General features: G+C 42.3%; 18 protein-coding genes. 9 read left to right on the top strand and 9 right to left on the bottom strand.

All coding sequences use genetic code 11. The features are described 5' to 3' along the window. Positions 1-46 precede the first annotated feature (46 nt). The 3 genes from NSTC745_RS03700 (at position 47) to NSTC745_RS03710 (ending at position 2,822) form a co-directional block, all read left to right on the top strand. Positions 47-712, top strand: coding sequence for a Crp/Fnr family transcriptional regulator (locus tag NSTC745_RS03700; RefSeq protein WP_445635944.1), 666 nt, complete (start codon positions 47-49; stop codon positions 710-712). Positions 713-726: 14 nt separating this feature from the next. After that, positions 727-1,464 (top strand): DUF2232 domain-containing protein, encoded by a 738-nt coding sequence (locus tag NSTC745_RS03705; protein WP_445635945.1) that lies wholly within the window; start codon positions 727-729, stop codon positions 1,462-1,464. Between the two features lie 140 nt (positions 1,465-1,604). Next, positions 1,605-2,822 (top strand): nicotinate-nucleotide--dimethylbenzimidazole phosphoribosyltransferase, encoded by a 1,218-nt coding sequence (locus NSTC745_RS03710; protein WP_445635946.1) that lies wholly within the window; start codon positions 1,605-1,607, stop codon positions 2,820-2,822. Positions 2,823-3,088: 266 nt separating this feature from the next. On the opposite strand, the gene NSTC745_RS03715 is transcribed toward NSTC745_RS03710, so the two are convergent. Then, positions 3,089-3,463, bottom strand: coding sequence for a hypothetical protein (locus NSTC745_RS03715; RefSeq protein ID WP_096536397.1), 375 nt, complete (start codon positions 3,461-3,463; stop codon positions 3,089-3,091). A gap of 354 nt (positions 3,464-3,817) precedes the next feature. Between NSTC745_RS03715 and NSTC745_RS03720 the strand changes: the two genes are divergently transcribed. After that, positions 3,818-4,975 (top strand): extracellular solute-binding protein, encoded by a 1,158-nt coding sequence (locus NSTC745_RS03720; protein ID WP_445635947.1) that lies wholly within the window; start codon positions 3,818-3,820, stop codon positions 4,973-4,975. Positions 4,976-5,461: 486 nt separating this feature from the next. Here NSTC745_RS03720 and NSTC745_RS03725 read toward each other — a convergent pair whose 3' ends face one another. After that, entirely contained in the window at positions 5,462-6,853 is a 1,392-nt protein-coding gene (locus NSTC745_RS03725; protein WP_445635948.1) for a protein kinase domain-containing protein, read from the bottom strand. Positions 6,854-7,209: 356 nt separating this feature from the next. Further along, the gene (locus NSTC745_RS03730; protein WP_096536391.1) at positions 7,210-8,223 is read right to left on the bottom strand and encodes a LysR family transcriptional regulator; all 1,014 of its coding nucleotides are present in this window, start codon (positions 8,221-8,223) and stop codon (positions 7,210-7,212) included. 213 nt (positions 8,224-8,436) lie between these two features. Here NSTC745_RS03730 and NSTC745_RS03735 point away from each other — a divergent pair, with 213 nt between their 5' ends. From NSTC745_RS03735 to NSTC745_RS03745, 3 genes are all read left to right on the top strand, one after another. Next, positions 8,437-9,159: an NnrU family protein gene (locus NSTC745_RS03735; protein WP_445635949.1), complete on the top strand. Its 723-nt coding sequence runs from the start codon at positions 8,437-8,439 to the stop codon at positions 9,157-9,159. A 645-nt stretch (positions 9,160-9,804) separates the two neighbouring features. Beyond that, complete coding sequence (locus NSTC745_RS03740) at positions 9,805-10,191, top strand: thioredoxin family protein (protein ID WP_445635950.1); 387 nt, start codon at positions 9,805-9,807, stop codon at positions 10,189-10,191. Positions 10,192-10,452: 261 nt separating this feature from the next. Beyond that, positions 10,453-12,552, top strand: coding sequence for an NAD(P)H-quinone oxidoreductase subunit 5 (locus NSTC745_RS03745; protein WP_445635951.1), 2,100 nt, complete (start codon positions 10,453-10,455; stop codon positions 12,550-12,552). A 259-nt stretch (positions 12,553-12,811) separates the two neighbouring features. On the opposite strand, the gene NSTC745_RS03750 is transcribed toward NSTC745_RS03745, so the two are convergent. After that, positions 12,812-13,375, bottom strand: coding sequence for a hypothetical protein (locus NSTC745_RS03750; protein ID WP_445635952.1), 564 nt, complete (start codon positions 13,373-13,375; stop codon positions 12,812-12,814). A gap of 445 nt (positions 13,376-13,820) precedes the next feature. On the opposite strand from NSTC745_RS03750, the gene NSTC745_RS03755 reads away from it, so the two are divergent. Next, the gene (locus NSTC745_RS03755; RefSeq protein WP_445635953.1) at positions 13,821-13,988 is read left to right on the top strand and encodes a hypothetical protein; all 168 of its coding nucleotides are present in this window, start codon (positions 13,821-13,823) and stop codon (positions 13,986-13,988) included. A 25-nt stretch (positions 13,989-14,013) separates the two neighbouring features. Here NSTC745_RS03755 and NSTC745_RS03760 read toward each other — a convergent pair whose 3' ends face one another. The 3 genes from NSTC745_RS03760 to NSTC745_RS03770 all read right to left on the bottom strand — a co-directional run bounded on the left by NSTC745_RS03760 (position 14,014) and on the right by NSTC745_RS03770 (position 15,060). Next, positions 14,014-14,301 (bottom strand): hypothetical protein, encoded by a 288-nt coding sequence (locus NSTC745_RS03760; protein ID WP_445635954.1) that lies wholly within the window; start codon positions 14,299-14,301, stop codon positions 14,014-14,016. 194 nt (positions 14,302-14,495) lie between these two features. Continuing rightward, entirely contained in the window at positions 14,496-14,765 is a 270-nt protein-coding gene (locus tag NSTC745_RS03765) for a UPF0175 family protein (RefSeq protein WP_445635955.1), read from the bottom strand. A 97-nt stretch (positions 14,766-14,862) separates the two neighbouring features. Further along, positions 14,863-15,060 (bottom strand): hypothetical protein, encoded by a 198-nt coding sequence (locus NSTC745_RS03770; RefSeq protein ID WP_445635956.1) that lies wholly within the window; start codon positions 15,058-15,060, stop codon positions 14,863-14,865. Positions 15,061-15,289: 229 nt separating this feature from the next. Between NSTC745_RS03770 and ndhD1 the strand changes: the two genes are divergently transcribed. Then, positions 15,290-16,867 carry a photosynthetic/respiratory NAD(P)H-quinone oxidoreductase subunit D1 gene (ndhD1, locus tag NSTC745_RS03775; protein WP_445635957.1) on the top strand — a complete coding sequence of 526 codons (1,578 nt, stop codon included), beginning with the start codon at positions 15,290-15,292 and terminating at the stop codon, positions 16,865-16,867. 249 nt (positions 16,868-17,116) lie between these two features. On the opposite strand, the gene NSTC745_RS03780 is transcribed toward ndhD1, so the two are convergent. After that, complete coding sequence (locus tag NSTC745_RS03780) at positions 17,117-17,515, bottom strand: hypothetical protein (protein WP_445635958.1); 399 nt, start codon at positions 17,513-17,515, stop codon at positions 17,117-17,119. 294 nt (positions 17,516-17,809) lie between these two features. Then, on the bottom strand, positions 17,810-18,064 hold the full coding sequence (locus tag NSTC745_RS03785; RefSeq protein WP_445635959.1) for a TIGR02450 family Trp-rich protein: 255 nt from the start codon (positions 18,062-18,064) through the stop codon (positions 17,810-17,812). Positions 18,065-18,348: the final 284 nt, after the last annotated feature.

Here is an 18,348-nt window from a genome sequence, read left to right on the forward strand (position 1 = left end):
CTCTTGTATGTCGTGTGTATATAGCAGCTTAAATAAAAATGTCCTAATGGAAGACCGATATGTGCCCTTATTTTTTCAGGGTTTGCCAGATGCTGTTGTGGAAACAGCCCTTACCCATCTTGTAACCCGCACTCATCCAGCTAATCAAACGATCGTACTAGAAAATGACTGGGGTGGTGCTGTGTATTTTATCAGAGAAGGATGGGTAAAAATTCGTACTTATAATTTAGAAGGGAAAGAGGTAACACTCAACATTCTTGGCAAAGAAGAATTGTTTGGTGAAATGGCGGTTCTAAGTGAAAAACGCCGAACTACTGATGTGATTACCCTGACCCCAACGGTAATTGGCAGTATGCCAGCTTCAGATTTTAGCAATTTACTGAAAATAGAACCTTTGGCAGGGCTGAGATTAGCAAAACTGATGGCAGAGCGTTTACAGCAAGTGAATCGGCGATTGCGCTTGCGGGAATCTCATAGTCAGTCACGGGTGGCAGATACATTGCTGTTTTTGGCAGAAGGACAGGGAAAAAAAGGGCAAACAGGAACCGAAATCCCAAATTTACCTCATCGCGAATTGAGTAGTTTGAGCGGATTGGCACGGGAAACGGTGACACGAGTCTTGACAAGGCTGGAAAGAAGAGGCTTGATTAAACGGGATCAAGACATTATCTGTATTCCTGATATGTCAGCCTTGGAAAGAATGATAGTTTAACAACTTGTCAGAATATGAGCATTTTAAATTCTCTGCCAGATGAGCCAGAGGAAAATCCATCGCCGGAATCTCACACTCCTGTCGATCGTTGGGTAAACAAACAAGAGTTAACCCGTCCTCAACTTAAAGCCGATACGCCTTTGAGGATGGTGGAAACAGCCTTTTTAGCCAGTACTGCTAGCCTAATTTGGTTTATTAATTTTTATTTTCCTTTAGGGCCAGTTTTGCGGATATTTTTTCCAGTGCCGATCGCTCTAGTTTATCTCCGTTGGGACAAACGAGCAGCATGGATGGCAGCACTCACTTCTGGGTTATTGCTGACGGTACTGATGGGGCCAGCCCGCAGTTTGCTATTTGTGATGCCCTACGGCTTTATGGGCGTGCTTTTGGGTGCGGCGTGGTATCGTCGTCGGGTTCCCTGGATGGTTTCCATCAGCTTGGGTACCCTGTTGGGTACTTTAGGAGTCTTTTTTCGGTTATGGTTATTGTCTCTATTGTCAGGTGAAGACCTTTGGATTTATGTCATTACCCAGGTGACTGAGTTTATCGAGTGGGTATTCCTAAAGCTGAGTTTATTGGCGACTCCCAGCGTGTTTTTGATTCAAATAGGCGCGATCGCCTTAATCATACTCAACAACTTTATCTACCTTTTTGTCGTACACCTAGCAGCATGGCTGCTTTTCGATCGCCTGGGCAACCCCATCCCCCGCCCACCACATTGGGTGCAAGTCCTTATGGATTATGAAGGGTAGTTATTGGGCAATGGGCAAACAAAGGATGGGGAAAGGGAAACGGGTAAGGGGAAAGATTAAATTTATTCCTTTTTCCTTTTCCCTTTAACCTTTTCCCCTGCTCCCCTTCCTCCCCTGCCCCTCCACTTCCTCATCTCCCCATGCCCAATTCCCAAATTCGCATTTACACCAAAAAAGAACAGGGTGAAGAATGGCTGCGACGGTATCGTGGTTGCCTACCTGTATTTGCCTGTGTTTTAGGATTTACTGAAACTGGTTTGATTCCAGGAATTTCAGCAGCCGGTCGGACTCCAGAGGATCGCAAATATACTGCTTGTGCAGATGCCGAATTTTTGTACTACGGCGCGGAACATAAACCCCAATATCCCTTACCACCATTGGCGGCTGGGGCTTCGCCTGTGTTGATTTCTCGTGCTGTCTGTGAGTCGCTAAAAATACCAGTGTATTTGTTTAATGCTGGCTTACCCCAGGTTCCTCCTGTGCCAGTAATTGATTTGGGTGGCACTCCTGCCAGATGTTTAAGTGGGGGGAATGCTATGGAAATCACAACGGTACGCCACTTGCTCGAACAAGGACTACTTTGGGGAGAACGCCTTGCTGCCAATATCCAACAAGGATATTTGATTATCGGTGAGTGCGTTGTTGGAGGCACCACAACTGCTCAGGCAATTTTAACTGGTTTAGGCATAGAAGCTGCCGGAAAAGTCAACAGTAGTCATCCTGTTTGTAACCACGCCCAAAAGTCGGCACTAGTGCAAGCTGGACTGGAGAGGATGAGAGCAGAGGAGCAGGGGAGCAGAGAAGCAGGGGAGCAGGGGGAGATAAACTTCCAATTTCCAATCCAAAATCCAAAATCTAAAATTCATTCTCTAGATCCGCTAAAACTTGTTGCTGCGGTGGGCGATCCGATGCAAGTGGTGGTGGCTGGAATGGCGATCGCTACTAGTCGTAGTTGTGGTGTTCTGCTGGCTGGAGGGACACAAATGCTAGCGGTTTATGCGCTAATGAGTGCGATCGCTCAAGCTTACGCTCTGTCATGGCAACCAGCAGAAGTAGTTGTGGGTACAACGCGTTGGGTGGCAGAAGATTCTACTGGCGCTACTGTTGACTTAGCCCTGAGTTTAAGTAAAGGCAGTTCAACTGAGATTGCAGCAACTCCTCCCCTATTAGCAACTGCTCTCAACTTTAATGATTCTCGTTATCCACAATTGAGAGCTTACGAGCAAGGCTTTGTCAAAGAAGGTATGGGTGCTGGAGCAACTTGTATAGCTGCTCATCTTAGCCAAAATTGGCAGCAACACCAACTTTTAACAGCCATTGAAGCCCAACTTGAACGGCTGAGCTTGGCCAATTACTAATAACAAAACCGGAAATTTATAAAGTCCCGGTTTATATTTGAACTCATCAATATTAGCTAAATTAGCAATAAAGAATTCAGAAATCACCAGTCATCAAAAGAAATTAAATTGGAGTACGACTGGTGAATCTAGCCTACTTCGTTCTCAGAGTACAAACGGTGAAGCACCACACCAAATTTTTAATTTCGTGGCGCTTCAAGCTGGTGGGGATAAACCCGCAACTTCAAGCATTACTGAATTCTCAATTCTAAATTCTGACTTCTTTTTTAATGAATTCTTTCTCTAAGTAATTGCTCTTCCAAGGCAGCAATGCGATTGTATGCTGCTGTTAATTGCGCTGTTAGTCGTTGTATTTGAATTTCTGGTGTTAAGTTATTATCTCCACCCTGACGATGCATATCTATATAAATGCCATCTGTTAATACATCCTTGTGTTCCATTTCTGAATTTGAACTTATACGCCCTTTAAACTGGTTCCCTCCAGTACCGCTATTTTCCTGATAATTGTCCCTTGCTTGTGTATTCGCTAAGGAACACTCTGAAAAAGTTTGAGCTACTTTAATGTCAAGCTGCTCAATTACTTGGCAGAGGGCATCCAGTTTTTGGCTCAGAATCAGGATTTGCTTTTGTAATGGCTCCATTCAATACCCTCATCGGCACATTAATTTCTATGTTATTCAATTTACTGATAATCTTAACTATACTTATGAATTATTTAAGTATTCATATTTTTTGTGGCAATGTGACATTTAAATCATTACTTCTAAACATTAAGTAAAGATTTAGCATAAGTACAACTCAGGAAAATTATTGAGCAAGATTAATCTTGACGTAGTGATTTGCATAAAAGCTAGGCAATTTGAGTCAAATGTTCAAATTTATCGATATTACCAACAAAAAATGCTGAAAATTTTATAACTCTACTTTTGAGACAGCCAGTCTCTGTAAATCTCTGCTAAATATAGGTATAATCAGAAATCTCAAATCCAAAATCAATGGATCGACGGTCTTTTTTACTAGGTACAAGTACGCTGACGGTTTCACAACTGCTTTTTGGCTGTAGTGGAAATAAGCAGGCTCAATTAAAAGTACAGTTATTAAAAGGTTCCATACCAGGCCAGGTAGTTAATGAATTTCACAAAGGTTTGCAGCAGCAGGTAGAACTCAAGTTCGCTCCTGTGGAGCAGATACAGGATTTATTTAAGCAATTACAAAATTGGCAGCAGAAACCAATAGCCAATGATGAGCAGGGATGGAGACGCTTTATACCTTTTAGGCAAGCTGAAAGAACTCCTCCATCTGATTTAGTAACATTGGGAGATTATTGGCTAAAAGCAGCTATTGAGCAGAAATTGATTCAACCACTGCAACAGTTACAAGGAAATCAATTAAAACAATGGTCTGCTTTAGATGAAAAGTGGAAAAAACTCGTAACGCGCAACGATGTAGGTAACCTGGATGTTCAAGGAAAGGTGTGGGGTGCGCCTTATCGCTGGGGTAGTACAGCCATAGTTTATAACCGTGACAAGGTACAAGAATTAGGATGGACGCCCACAGATTGGAGTGATTTGTGGCGCGATGAGTTGAAGGGACGTATTTCCCTACTCAATCAACCACGAGAAGTTATTGGTTTGACTTTAAAGAAACTAGGAAAATCTTACAACACAGAAAATCTTGACCAAGTGCCAGACTTGGAAAAAGAATTACAGATATTAAACCAACAGGTGAAGTTCTACAGTTCTGTTAATTACTTAGAACCTCTAATTATGGGTGATACTTGGCTGGCAATTGGTTGGTCAACTGATATACTACCAATTCTGGGACGTTACCCGGAACTTGTGGCGGTTATTCCTCAGTCAGGAACCGCAATTTGGGCAGATTTGTGGGTACGCCCGGTAGGTATTACTACAACTACATTATCGGATCGATGGATTGATTTTTGTTGGCAACCAAGCACTGCTAAGCAAATTTCTCTACTAACCAAAACCAATTCGCCAATTTCTACAAATATTATGGCTTCTGATATTCAGAAACCTTTAAGGAGTTTATTACAAAGCGATCGCTCAGTTTTAGATAAAAGCGAATTTCTACTTCCTTTATCTCCCTCAGCAACCAAACAATACGAATCTTTGTTTAGCAAAATTAAGGTTTAATTAGGCATTGGGCATGGGGCATTGGGAATAGGGCATAGGGCATGGGTAAGTGAATTTTAAAGATGATTATTTTATTCTGACAAATCCAGCCTTTTCAATCAGTTCTTGACCTTGGGATGTCAGCAGCCAGTTTGCATAACTTTCTCCAGGTTGTCGATCTGTTTGATTAAAGATCATTTATAAAGTAAATCTTAAGTAGGGTGTGTTACGGCTTTAGCCTAACGCACCGTCTTATATAGCGGTGCGTTAGGCGCTCATCTCATATTTTTCGTGACAAATAATCTCAAAATACGCGCCTAATACCAATTCACTAAAAATTGGAAACAGATCCAAATCCAGAAACCCTTGTTAAGTAAGGATTTCTTCATTTTTAATTTTTAATTTTTAATTGGTATAACACACCTACAATAATTTTATTTTTACTTTATAAATAGCCTCTTATTCTGTTTTCTAAGACATAAGTTAGGCGTTAGCACCAAGAGTTTTTTAAAGTATGAGAGATAGTAATTTATAAATAAGTCGAAATACAGCTGTTAGGGAAATGGCGACTAAACTAGCTGCCACTGCTAAAAGAATTACTGACTGAATATCAAGACCACCTTGTAAAAAGGGTAGAAAAAAAATAATACCAAAAGTAATTGCTGGAATAATTAATAAATCAAACTTTTCAATCCAGCGTCTGGTTTGGGCAAATATCAGCATCCCCAAAATAACGGATGCAACAATTAAAGTAATGATTGGTGATTTTACTAAACTGAAGAGGGCGATCGCTATTAATGCGCCTTCAAATCCGCTAAAAGCTGCCCCACCTAATAATTCCAATGTCGAAAACATCGGTTGAGTTACTGGAGTACGGGGAACGGGAGGGCTAGGGCTTTGAGGTGATTGGGGCGTTACAGAGGACGAATTAATCTGTGTTGAGGCTAAAGATGGCGATTTAAGCGCGTCTAGGACTTCTTGAGCTGATTGGAAGCGTTGATTGGCAGCGGGTAGAAGCATCTTGTCTAAAACATTAGTAAGGCGAGGGTTGACATTCACTTGCCCCCGCCATTTCCATTGGTTGCTATAGGCATCAAAAAGTTGAGTTGCTTCTTTATCTGTCAACAACGTAATCGCAGTGACAGCCAAGGCATATAAATCCGTAGATGGGAATACTTGGCCCCCAGTCATTTGTTCTGGTGGTGCAAATCCCAAGGAATAAATTCCTGTGGAAGACGCTGCGCCTGATGCTACATTTGCTACTTGCTTGACTGCACCAAAATCTAGTAAGAAGAGTTTTCCATCACGACGACGCATGATGTTAGAAGGTTTGATGTCTCTATGGATAATGCCTCTCTCATGAACGAACTTAAGTATTTTCAGAATTTCTTGCAATACTTCTAAGACTTGTTGTTCGGTAAATTGACCGTTTTGAGTTAATTCTTCTTCTAAGTTTTGCCCATCAATATATTCTTGTACTAAGTAAAAAAATTGGTCTTGCTGTCCTGGTTGCAAGCTATTAACTATCACTGGAAAAAAGGCAAATAGATCGGGAATTTGCTCGTGTTCGTTGCCTATTTGCGCTAAAACTTCTGCTTCTCTCTCAAACATCAGCTGTGCTTGTTGCAGTTGAGTCGAGGTTAAATTTCCCGCTGGTTGAAACTGCTTAACAACGCATTGGCGCATTCCGGGAATTCGGCGATCGCGTGCCAAAAATGCTGCTCCAAATCCACCTCTTCCCAATAACTTCACGGTCACATATCGACCATCAAGCAACAGCGGCATACCACAACTAATACAGTACTTCTGCTGCGTTGTTTTTAGCGTTGTAATATCGTCTAAATCAGCAAAATAGTTTTGTGGGCGCGGGCAACGTGGGCGAGTACAGTAAACTTCCATTTTCGTGATTAGTCATTAGTCAAAATAATTCGTAATTGATAATGGGCTACGCTAACGTAATTCCTAACTAGTTCGGGTTACAGAGAAACTAAATTTCTTTATCAAGAACAGGAAAATTTTTCTTTATGTCAAATCCCTAGCTTGTCTACAGCACTTGGGGTAACGATCGCGAATTACGTAGCTTGCTTCTCGCCAAAGGCGAGTATTACGAATTACTTGGTCATTGACAAAAAACAAATGACGTGGACGCTGGAAGGGCGGCTTTTCGTACTCCTGGGTCGAAGCAAGCTACGCCTTCGCACAGCGTTTCGCAAATAAGCGTCCTATAGGTCAAGGTAAGGACTAATGACCAGATTTTAGTCTTCGCCAAGGGAGGTGGGCGTTGCTATATCCAATGTAGTTAAAACTATGTTTTTTTGTGCCAATGTTAACACATCTTGGTTCCATCCAGGGTTAGCGAACTGGGGCAGAATTTCTTGGCTAAAGGCTTCTGCCGCTTTGGATCTATAGCGGTTGGGATTAAAAATCAGCCATAAGGTTCGTTTGACAACGACGTTTTCAATGTTGCCGCAGTGAAGAACGCCCATTTGCAGTTCCTTAGCGATGGCGCTAGTGGAGACAAATGCAGCTCCTAAACCAGATTGCACAGCATTTTTAATGGCTTCAATGGAATTGAGTTCCATTTCAACTTTAAAACGCCTTGTATCAATTTCACAACGTGCTAACACTTGGTCAATTACTTTGCGGATTGTTGATTGGGAATCTAAAGCAATGAATTGTAATTTATATAGGTCTTCTTTTTGGATTTTTTCAAGTTTGGCTAGGGGATGAAAGACGGGTAAAATCAGCGCTAGTTCATCTTCAGCGTAAGGAATAACTTCCAAAGATTCTGCTAGTTCGCCGGGAATTTCACCACCAATAATGGCGAGATCGACTTGTCCGTTAGCGACACTCCAAGCAGTCCGTCGAGTAGAGTGGACGTGCAATTGCACTGCTACATCTGGATATCTTTGGCGGAACATACCGATCATTCTGGGCAAAAGATAAGTGCCGGTGGTTTGAGAAGCACCGACAATTAAAGTGCCGCCTTGGAGATTTTGCAAATCCTCAATGGCGCGGCAGGTTTCCTGACACAGACTGAGGATTTTTTCGCCGTAGCTTAAAAGTAAATGCCCAGCTTCGGTTAACTGTGCGCGTCGTCCTCCACGGTCGAATAAAGGGACATCGAGCTGCCGTTCGAGGTTTTGCACTTGCAAACTGACGGCAGGTTGCGAGACATAGAGACTATCAGCAGCGCGCTTGAAGCTCCCTTCTACAGCGATCGCTTTGAGAATACGTAACTGATCTAAAGTGAAAGGAAGGTCAGACATAAGGCTCAACCCACAAACTTTGAAAGGAGCGGATATACACAACTTTTCACCTTTGCCAGTAATTGGCTGGGCGTGATTTGTTGCATCTTAAACTTGACGGCTTGACTCGAAAAAGACAGTAGCACAACATGTTGACTAAAGTCCCCTTTTGAATACTTTGTGGTATTGGTTGTACTGAATTCAGTTTTCTTTAAATTACTTCACCCGTGTATTATGATGCCGATTTCTTGGTTGACACCCAGTCATTTTGTCATACTGGGGTTAGAAATAGTTTTTGCGATCGCTCACAGTGGAGGCGCTGCTTTACGCCCTTGGGCAGAAAAATACATTGGGCCGAGGCTTTATCGTATTCTTTTTGCATTAGTCAGCCTACCATTGGCTGCGATCTTAATTATTTACTTTTTTCGGCATCGCTATGATGGTTTGCAACTTTGGCAGGTACAGGGTGTGCCGGGAGTGCGAGAAGTTGTTTGGCTGCTGTCAGCAATCTCATTTTTGTTTTTGTATCCCGCTACCTTCAATCTACTAGAAATTGCAGCGATTCAAAAGCCTGAAGTTCATCTCTACGAAACAGGAATTATTCGGGTTACTCGTCACCCCCAGATGGTAGGGCAAATAATTTGGTGTATTGCCCACACTCTCTGGCTCGGTACTACCTTTACCCTTGTGACCTCCATTGGTTTGGTATTGCATCACTTGTTTGGGGTTTGGCATGGCGATCGCCGTTTGAGCTTGCGCTATGGGTCAGCTTTTGAAATGGCCAAACAGCGGACTTCAATTATTCCCTTTAAAGCAATTATTGACGGTCGTCAATCTATCAAATGGCAGGAATTTCTCCGCCCTGCTTATTTAGGAGTTGCGATTTTTGTGGCTTTGCTTTGGTGGTCGCACCCTCTATTGCTGGAAGCAACTGGTACGATAAAATGGGAATTTTAATCGATCCCCAGTGTCAACAGAAAATTCCAAGTCGATGAAAATTTCAGCTTATCAATTGCCCCCGAATCAATGTACGATAAATTCAAACATTTATTCAGTGGGGGTACATTCAGTCAACTCGAAATTTGATATCGGTAGGTGTCCGTCGGTTGCCAATCTGGGGAGTAAATGACCGATTAGTCTCAATTCCCAAACAGCAAAGGCAATGGATAATTGAACATCCAAAAAAGCCACCTTAAAAGTTGTGCCAACTTTTCAATCGCAGACACATAAACCTACTAAGTTATATCTAGATTGCTCTTTAGTCTTGGAATTTGTGTCCTTACAGCAGCGATGCTTACGGCGGTCTTTGCCAACGCAATCTATCGGTTTGATAATCCTTCACTGAACCTGCGCCAAGCAATGAATATTAAATACTGTGTCAAAAAAATCACAATATTATTCATTGTTTGGCAAGTAGTCCCCAGCCCCCACTTGAGTCGTAAACAAAAACAATTTAGTATGGAATTCCACTCAGCAACGCCACTGGCTCCACATTTGGAGGCCAAATGACCGCAGTGGCTCCTCAGGACTCGAAATCCAGCACTACTGAATTCATTGCAAATAGCTAGTTTGATATAAAAACCCTATAATCCAAGAGGCGTCATGGTGTTGTCGGTTAGTGAGCGGACATTTACTCAAGAAGTTTTAGAATCTCCAATTCCTGTTTTAGTTAATTTTGAAGCCCCTTGGTGTGGGTTGTGTCGGATTATCCACCCACTTTTATTGCAATTTCAAGCCCAATGCGGTGAGGAAATTAAATTGGTGGTGGTTAACGCCGATCAAAATTTTAAATTGTCTACAACTTATAGGCTAAAGTCACTGCCGACTTTACTTTTGATTGAAAATGGCAGTATTCGACACCGTTTAGAAGGTTTTCGCAGCCGAGAAGATTTACGTCTGGCGTTAGAAGACATCAAAGTCAGCTACACTAGTTGCCCTAAAATCTACAAGGGTTCTAAAACCGCCGACTTAGAGTACTGGTCAGCTTGATGAGTATAGGGCATGGGGGAGATGAGGGAGATGGGGAGCAGAGGAGCAGAGGGGAAAATTCCTAACTCTTAACTCCTAACTCCTAACTCCCAATGGGCTATGCCCAATGCTCTATGCCCGCACCTTATGTCCAAATCTAAAACCATGCTTAATACCCCACCCAATAAGCCTTGGGTGGGTTATTTTATCCTAAAGGGTGTGTGTCACAATTGTTAACAGTTCCGACACGCTAGTCAAGAATTCTAAAAGTAGGCGTCAGTGATGGAAGTAATCTATCAGTATGCCTGGCTGATTCCGGTATTACCTCTTTTCGGGGCAATGCTGGTCGGTCTAGGGTTAATATCGTTGAATCAGGTGACAAACGGCCTGCGGCAGTTGAACGCTGTAGTTATTATCTCCCTAATGGGAGCGGCTATGGCGCTGTCATTTGCCTTGTTGTGGAGTCAAGTTCAAGGACATCCGACTTATACCCATACCTTGGAGTGGGCTGCGGCAGGCAATTTTCACCTGAGCATGGGCTACACTGTTGACCACCTGACAGCCCTAATGCTGACGATCGTGACAACAGTAGCCTTATTAGTCATGGTTTATACCGATGGCTACATGGCTCACGATCCAGGTTACGTGCGGTTTTATGCTTATCTCAGTTTGTTTGGCTCTTCAATGTTAGGTTTGGTGCTTAGCCCCAACCTAGTACAGATTTATATATTCTGGGAACTTGTCGGGATGTGTTCCTACTTGCTGGTCGGCTTTTGGTACGATCGCAAGTCAGCCGCAGATGCCGCACAAAAAGCATTTGTAACCAACCGCGTGGGCGACTTTGGTCTTTTGTTGGGGATTTTAGGGCTGTTCTGGGCAACAGGAAGCTTTGATTTTAATATTATGGGCGATCGCCTCGCCCAACTCGTAGAAACAGGTTCCATCAGCAATTTTCTCGCTGTCCTGTTTGCGATTTTAGTTTTCCTGGGCCCGGTAGCGAAATCTGCTCAATTCCCTCTGCACGTCTGGCTACCAGATGCAATGGAAGGCCCCACCCCCATTTCTGCCTTGATTCACGCGGCAACAATGGTGGCAGCGGGTGTTTTCCTCGTAGCCCGGATGTATCCAGTATTTGAACATGTCCCAGCAGCAATGACGGTTATTGCCTTTACTGGGGCATTTACGGCGTTTTTGGGGGCAACTATCGCCATTACCCAAAACGACATCAAAAAAGGCTTGGCTTATTCCACCATTTCCCAACTCGGTTACATGGTGATGGCAATGGGAATAGGTTCCTACAGTGCTGGACTATTCCACCTCATGACCCACGCTTATTTCAAAGCGATGCTGTTCTTGGGTTCGGGTTCAGTAATTCACGGTATGGAAGGTGTCGTCGGCCACGACCCAGCTTTAGCCCAGGATATGCGGATGATGGGGGGACTGCGGAAGTATATGCCAGTCACAGCAACCACCTTTTTGATTGGTTGCTTGGCAATTTCTGGTATCCCCCCCTTCGCTGGTTTCTGGTCAAAAGATGAAATTTTGGGGCAAGCTTTTCAAGCTAACCCATTTCTCTGGTTGATTGGCTGGCTAACCGCCGGCATTACTGCTTTCTACATGTTCAGAATGTATTTCATGACATTTGAAGGCAAATTCCGGGGAACTGACGACAAAATCAAGGAAAAGCTCAAGAAGGCGGCGACAATCGTCCTAGAGTTAGAGTCAGAAGAACCAGTGCCAAATTATGGCCCTGGGGCAATGAAAAAAGGAGAATTGGCGGCAACTGGCGACCACCATCACTCCCATGATTCCCACGGACATCACAGCGATTCTCCCCACGAGTCGCCGTGGACAATGACTCTGCCATTAGCAGTTTTGGCAGTGCCTTCGATTTTGATTGGTTTGTTAGGGACTCCCTTTGCCAATTACTTTGAGGAGTTTATCTTTCCACCAAGCGAAACCCTCTCGGAAGTTCTAGAAAAAACTGCCGAGTTCGACCCGACAGAGTTTTATATTATGGCGGGTGCTTCAGTGGCGATTTCCGTAGTTGGTATTACCTTGGCTGTGTTAATGTACTTGCGAGGTAAAATTGACCCGGCCGCGATCGCTGCTAAAATCAAACCACTTTACGAGCTATCCCTCAATAAGTGGTACTTTGATGACATTTACCATCGCGTTTTTGTCGTTGGCTTGCGTCGCGTAGCCAGACAAGTTATGGAAGTTGACTTCCGCGTTGTCGATGGTGCAGTTAACCTTACAGGCTTCTTCACCCTTGTCAGCGGCGAAGGTTTGAAATATCTAGAAAATGGTCGCGCTCAATTCTATGCCTTAATTGTGTTTGGGGCTGTTTTGGGTTTAGCGATCGTTTTTGGCGTGACTTGATTTTCATTTGGGTAGACAGCTATCTACCCCTAAGTTTTTTAGGAGTCTAATTTAGTAGACTCCTTTTTTTTAATTGATAGTTTAGTAATTTAATGTATGAATTGTTCAGAATTAACAAGAAGTTTTATAGTCTTTCAAAGAGTTCGCCCATCTTTACAATGATAAGCATCTTCAAATTCCCTGCCTTGATAGTAGCAAATTCTTGTCTGTCTCAGAGGTTATGTTAGACCGGAGACTTTGATTATCATCGATATCAATGCTAAGAGTAAAACATTACGATTTCGATTATAAAACGCACAAGCTTGCCCAATTCACTTGAACTGGTTGCCACTGTCGTTTCCATGTCACCAGTACTCAATATTTGTGCAACAGGCTTTCCCGTATTGCGCTCCCAAACTTCTCCCCACTGACCATCATTACAATCAGCATCACGTTCATTGACAACCATTCGTAATTTCATTGTCAATTTATCTGAAGTAATAATATCAAAATCTACCCAGTAATACTGTCCAATATTATCGAAATACTTTGATGGATGCTCTCTATAAAGCCTAGTAGAATCTCTAGCATTTTCTCTATGATGCTCGGGTATGTTTGGACATTCTAAGTATTTTGCCGTACTACATTTTCCTAGAATTGAAACTGACCGAATTGAAAGGATTGTTTCATCGAACGTATCTGTCGAAGTGCGTGCTTCTCTTAGTTTGGCGAGCGATTCCCCCTCTAGTGGATTTTTATTTTTAACAGGCGACAACTTATTAATGCAAGTAGGCCATTTAACTTGCCTGTCTTCTTTACTATACAAAATCCACTTCTTCGCCATAGCAATTGCTTAAGCTCACTCAAAATCCATGATACTTGAAAGTATCGAAGAAGAGCTAAAGATTCATTTACAAAGTGTAAAAGTTTTAGAAAAAGCAGAATTAGCTGTTAATAATCGAGCAGAATTGGAGATTATTAGATATGCAGCTTAGTGTTCTTATTCTAGGGTTCGATATTGTCCCAAAGCTCTGAAACTGGGAAAGTTTGTCCTGCTGTTGCTTGTCGCACAGACTCTTGTAGGTCAGCTAATATTTGTGCTTTTGGCACTTTTTCATCAATCCAAGCTAAACCACTGGCGTTATCAGAATTTATGGAACTTATAAGCTGTTGCCAAAGTTCTACAGGAACGAGTACATCAGTTGTTTCTCCATCTGCGTTTTTACATAACGAATCTGACTTTCAATTTGTGCCATTATCATTATCGTTATTTCTCCTGTCATACTTTTTTGCAGCAAATTGCTTTTTTCAACAACCACCAAACAGCATCGTGTATTTTTAGCGATCGCCAAGTTGGACTACGCGATCGCTGCCACGTAAAAATTCCACGAGTGGCTGATATTTACTCCCCTCCTTCATCTCACCTCTTCTTGCGACCAGATGAATACAGGTACTAATTGTGGGTTGACGAACATGGAAAAATTAACCTCGTTCTTGGTAATAACGCTCTAGAAAACTTTGGATGAGGTTAGAAGATGCACGAAAAGTAGTTAATTGCAATCTAGAAATGGCGTTAGGAAAATCAATTATATCTTGGGTTCCTGCACGATAAAGAACACCGAGTAAGCCTGTTACATTGAGACCATGAGCGATCGCCACCTGTCGAGCATCCATATCATCTAAGATAATCAGGGCTGCGTTGAGTTGGACAGCCAGAGAAATGGCTTCTTGCTCGCCTATACCAAGTTTACTGGATAGGTTGGGTAACACAGGCGTAGTAGTTTGAATCTCTAACTAGCTTGGGGGGCAGGCAATCCAGTTTTCAACTTCGGTGTAGGAGCCTTCAGCAAGGAGTTCTGTGCAGACAGCATTGGGGATGGTGACGCGACTGAAAAGTTGAGGCAGAACTTCAACACAATCAATCAAGATTAGATAGCACAGGGGTAAAGTATCGCAAACAACGTTCATTGCTGAGTAATGGCTTGGTCAATAGCTGCCAAGTCTTGCTCTAAGTCAGCTGCGGTGTAGGGTAGGTAAGCTTCATAGGCTTTGAGAAAAGCATCGGTAGCTAGTCGAGAAGAGAGATTTAACAGACGCTGAACTTGGGCAGTAGAAAGTTGCCGATGGCGATAAGCTTCGACCACTAAAGATTCTAGGGCGCGGCGGGAAAGTTGGTCAGGGGTATTAGCGAGTTGATGGGCAATCTCGTCAGGGATTTCGATGGTAATTTGCATTTTCAGTGTCGGCTAATATTTGTGCTTTTGGTTCATGTTCGTCAATCAAAGCTAAACTACTGACGTTATCAGAATTTATTGAACTTATAAGCTGTTGCTAAAGTTCTATAGGAACAAGTACATCTGTTGTTTGTCCATTTGCGTTGGTGACATAACGAATCTGATTTTCAATTTGTGCCATTATCATAGGGTTGTTTCTCATGTCATGCTCTATTGCACCAAATTGCTTTTTTGACAACCACCAAACAGCATAGTGTATTTTTAGCGATCGCCACCTTGAACTACGCGATCGCATCTCTAGAACCCTAGTTTAGCGGCTTTTTTCGGGTAAATTTTTGACTTGACTCGGAGTATCCTACCTACATTCCGCACTTCCAAGTGTCAAAAAAGACTCCCAAGATAAAAATCGGGGATAGGCAATTTAATTAAATCAACCTAACGAGGAAGACCAAATCCCCAAAAAGCTGTTAGTTAATAACTAGTGACTTTTTGCCAAACATGATTTTGATAGCAGACGAATTGCGATGAATACAGCTAATTTCCCGTGGCTGACGACGATTATTCTGTTTCCGATAGCGGCGTCACTACTGATTCCCATCATCCCAGATAAAGACGGCAAAACAGTGCGCTGGTACTCCCTAATTGTGGGGCTGATAGATTTTGCACTGATTGTTTACGCTTTTTATACTGGCTACGATTTCTCTAACCCAGATTTGCAATTGGCGGAAAGTTACGCCTGGGTACCACAACTCGATTTGAAATGGTCGGTAGGGGCTGATGGCTTGTCCATGCCTCTGATTATTTTGACTGGATTCATTACCACCCTAGCGACTCTAGCAGCTTGGCCTGTGACCTTCAAGCCCAAGCTATTTTACTTTTTGCTGTTGGCGATGTATGGCGGTCAAATTGCCGTCTTCGCCGTCCAGGATATGCTGCTGTTCTTCCTAGTGTGGGAATTGGAGTTGATTCCGGTTTACCTGCTGCTGGCAATTTGGGGAGGCAAAAAGCGACAATATGCAGCCACCAAGTTTATTTTGTACACCGCTGGTGGTTCGCTGTTTATTTTGGTCGGTGCTTTGACAATGGCCTTTTATGGCGATACAGTCACTTTTGACATGCGATCGCTTGGTCTCAAAGACTACGCCCTCAATTTCCAACTTCTAATTTACGGTGGCTTCCTAATCGCCTACGCCGTCAAATTGCCGATTATTCCCTTCCACACCTGGCTGCCTGATGCTCATGGTGAAGCTACAGCCCCCGTACACATGCTATTGGCAGGTATTCTCCTGAAAATGGGCGGTTATGCTCTGATTCGGATGAATGCCCAAATGCTACCCGATGCCCACGCTTATTTTGCGCCAGTGTTGGTGGTTTTGGGGGTAGTAAATATCATCTACGCCGCCCTGACATCCTTTGCCCAGCGCAACCTGAAGCGAAAAATTGCTTACTCCTCAATTTCTCACATGGGCTTTGTGACCATTGGGATTGCTTCCTTTACCGATTTGGGATTAAGTGGAGCAGTATTGCAAATGGTTTCCCACGGCTTAATTGGGGCGAGTTTGTTCTTCCTCGTAGGCGCAACTTATGACCGGACACACACCCTGATGTTAGATGAAATGGGCGGTGTCGGTAAGAGAATGCAGAAAATTTTCGCTATGTTCACCGCATGTTCGATGGCATCTTTAGCATTGCCAGGAATGAGTGGTTTTGTAGCAGAATTAATGGTATTTGTGGGCTTTGCTACTAGCGATGCTTATAGCTCTACCTTCAAAGTTATTGTAGTTTTCTTGATGGCAGTTGGGGTGATTTTAACTCCAATTTATCTGCTGTCGATGTTGCGAGAAATTTTCTACGGTCAAGAAAACGAAGAATTAGTTTCTCACCAAGCTTTGATAGATGCTGAACCCCGTGAAGTATTTATCATTGCTTGTTTGTTAGTGCCAATTATTGGTATTGGTTTCTATCCGAAATTGCTGACTCAAATGTACGACTCTACAACTGTACAATTGACAGCAAGATTGCGTAATTCAGTGCCGACATTAGCACAACAAAAACTAGAAGCGCCAAAAGTTTCTTTGAGTGCGCCAGAAATTGCTAATTAGATAGCGATCGCTAATTTCAATTAATATTACCTTGAGGGCGGGTTTTGTACCTGCCCTTTTTTACTGATTTACATAAGGTATAGCAGTTGAAGCAAATTTTAAGACATCAGCTAGCCGGACTTATGACACCATTTCTTATACCAATTCAAATAATGTTTGCGACACATCAATTATCCGTAGGGGCACAACATTGTTGTGCCCCTACCCATCTGTTGCATTCTTTTTTCAAATTGGTATTAGTTTCATCTACTATGTAGCCGATTCATCATTTAACTTTTTAAACCTTTCCTTTAAATTTAATAATTCTTTGTCTAAATCTGGGCCATCACGAGCGATGAGATCTAACTCAGCTATTAAGCCTTCAACTTGCTTCTGAATAATTCTATATTTCTCTTCTCTTGTTTTAAATTTAAAGGTTTCTCCAATTCCTTGAACAGCAAGAATCAAAGAGCCAGTAATACCTGCCCATACTTTTTTATTTGGAATATCAACCTCTGTTAAGCCTACTATTGAAGAAACAAACCCGAATAAAATTATTGCTACGCTTACACCATAAGCCCCTATTCGATTAAGGTCTTTATTTTTTTTCCATTCTTGAGATTTTTTACTAAATACTCCTTTGTATTTTTCAATTTCTTCTAATGACATGAATTTATCTCCTTTGTTACACTGACTTATAAAAATCTATTATTTTACGATTTTGATTTGGATACTGTAATTTCTTTACCAGTCACAGTAAATTTCAAAGCTAAAAATATATGCCTTGTAGATCTAGTTAAAATGTCAGGTGACCTAAAGGCATATATAAAATTAGTATTTGATTTTTGAAAAAAGTCAGTACATGTTGACCCGTATTTTTTACTATTGCCTATTGCTTGCATACAGGAGTGATTTCTCCGAATCAAATCAGATTCCTATATTATTTGAATCTCTTTCAGGCAATTAAGACACATCATCTTTTACTTCGTCGATTTGCTGTAATGTTTGCCAGCCAGCTTGCCACTGCGAGTTATCTTGTAATAATTTGGCATTTATCCAGAAACGAACTTTGGGATCGCAAGCAGCAACCATTTCAGCGTATACCCACTTACCCTGATTTTTACGGTTGACAACTTGGAAGTGTCTCCATCCATCAACTTTTTGCTGTGCTGTCCACTTAGAACCGAGTAAATAAGGAAATTTTTGTTTTTTAGTCATTGTTTATTCAAACTTTATGGCTTGCGTGGAGTAACTAAGTTCTCTGATTAAATTACAGGAATAGCATAACTAATAAAAATACTCCTTTTGATTCAAGCACAAAGTGGAGTTTCGGCGGATGGGGCGTAGGGAAAAAGAGTTTCTTTGATTTATTTATAGGGTGTGTCCCTTGCTTTGGTGTCGAGAAAAATGTTTCCACTCCAAGCAACGGAAGGTAAAAAAGCATCAAAGGCGGTAATACTACTACTCTAGGAAGACGTGAAGACCGATCCAAGTAGGTGCTT

It is taken from the genome of Nostoc sp. DSM 114161 (genome assembly GCF_052692665.1).

Coding starts and splice junctions, on each gene's coding strand:
- ndhD1 (WP_445635957.1), top strand. CDS start 15,290: ATGAATACAGCTAATTTCCCGTGGCTGACGACGATTATTCTGTTTCCG.
- NSTC745_RS03720 (WP_445635947.1), top strand. CDS start 3,818: ATGGATCGACGGTCTTTTTTACTAGGTACAAGTACGCTGACGGTTTCA.
- NSTC745_RS03715 (WP_096536397.1), bottom strand. CDS start 3,463: ATGGAGCCATTACAAAAGCAAATCCTGATTCTGAGCCAAAAACTGGAT.
- NSTC745_RS03730 (WP_096536391.1), bottom strand. CDS start 8,223: ATGTCTGACCTTCCTTTCACTTTAGATCAGTTACGTATTCTCAAAGCG.
- NSTC745_RS03705 (WP_445635945.1), top strand. CDS start 727: ATGAGCATTTTAAATTCTCTGCCAGATGAGCCAGAGGAAAATCCATCG.
- NSTC745_RS03765 (WP_445635955.1), bottom strand. CDS start 14,765: ATGCAAATTACCATCGAAATCCCTGACGAGATTGCCCATCAACTCGCT.
- NSTC745_RS03745 (WP_445635951.1), top strand. CDS start 10,453: ATGGAAGTAATCTATCAGTATGCCTGGCTGATTCCGGTATTACCTCTT.
- NSTC745_RS03710 (WP_445635946.1), top strand. CDS start 1,605: ATGCCCAATTCCCAAATTCGCATTTACACCAAAAAAGAACAGGGTGAA.
- NSTC745_RS03725 (WP_445635948.1), bottom strand. CDS start 6,853: ATGGAAGTTTACTGTACTCGCCCACGTTGCCCGCGCCCACAAAACTAT.
- NSTC745_RS03750 (WP_445635952.1), bottom strand. CDS start 13,375: ATGGCGAAGAAGTGGATTTTGTATAGTAAAGAAGACAGGCAAGTTAAA.
- NSTC745_RS03735 (WP_445635949.1), top strand. CDS start 8,437: ATGATGCCGATTTCTTGGTTGACACCCAGTCATTTTGTCATACTGGGG.
- NSTC745_RS03785 (WP_445635959.1), bottom strand. CDS start 18,064: ATGACTAAAAAACAAAAATTTCCTTATTTACTCGGTTCTAAGTGGACA.
- NSTC745_RS03770 (WP_445635956.1), bottom strand. CDS start 15,060: ATGCGATCGCGTAGTTCAAGGTGGCGATCGCTAAAAATACACTATGCT.
- NSTC745_RS03740 (WP_445635950.1), top strand. CDS start 9,805: ATGGTGTTGTCGGTTAGTGAGCGGACATTTACTCAAGAAGTTTTAGAA.
- NSTC745_RS03700 (WP_445635944.1), top strand. CDS start 47: ATGGAAGACCGATATGTGCCCTTATTTTTTCAGGGTTTGCCAGATGCT.
- NSTC745_RS03780 (WP_445635958.1), bottom strand. CDS start 17,515: ATGTCATTAGAAGAAATTGAAAAATACAAAGGAGTATTTAGTAAAAAA.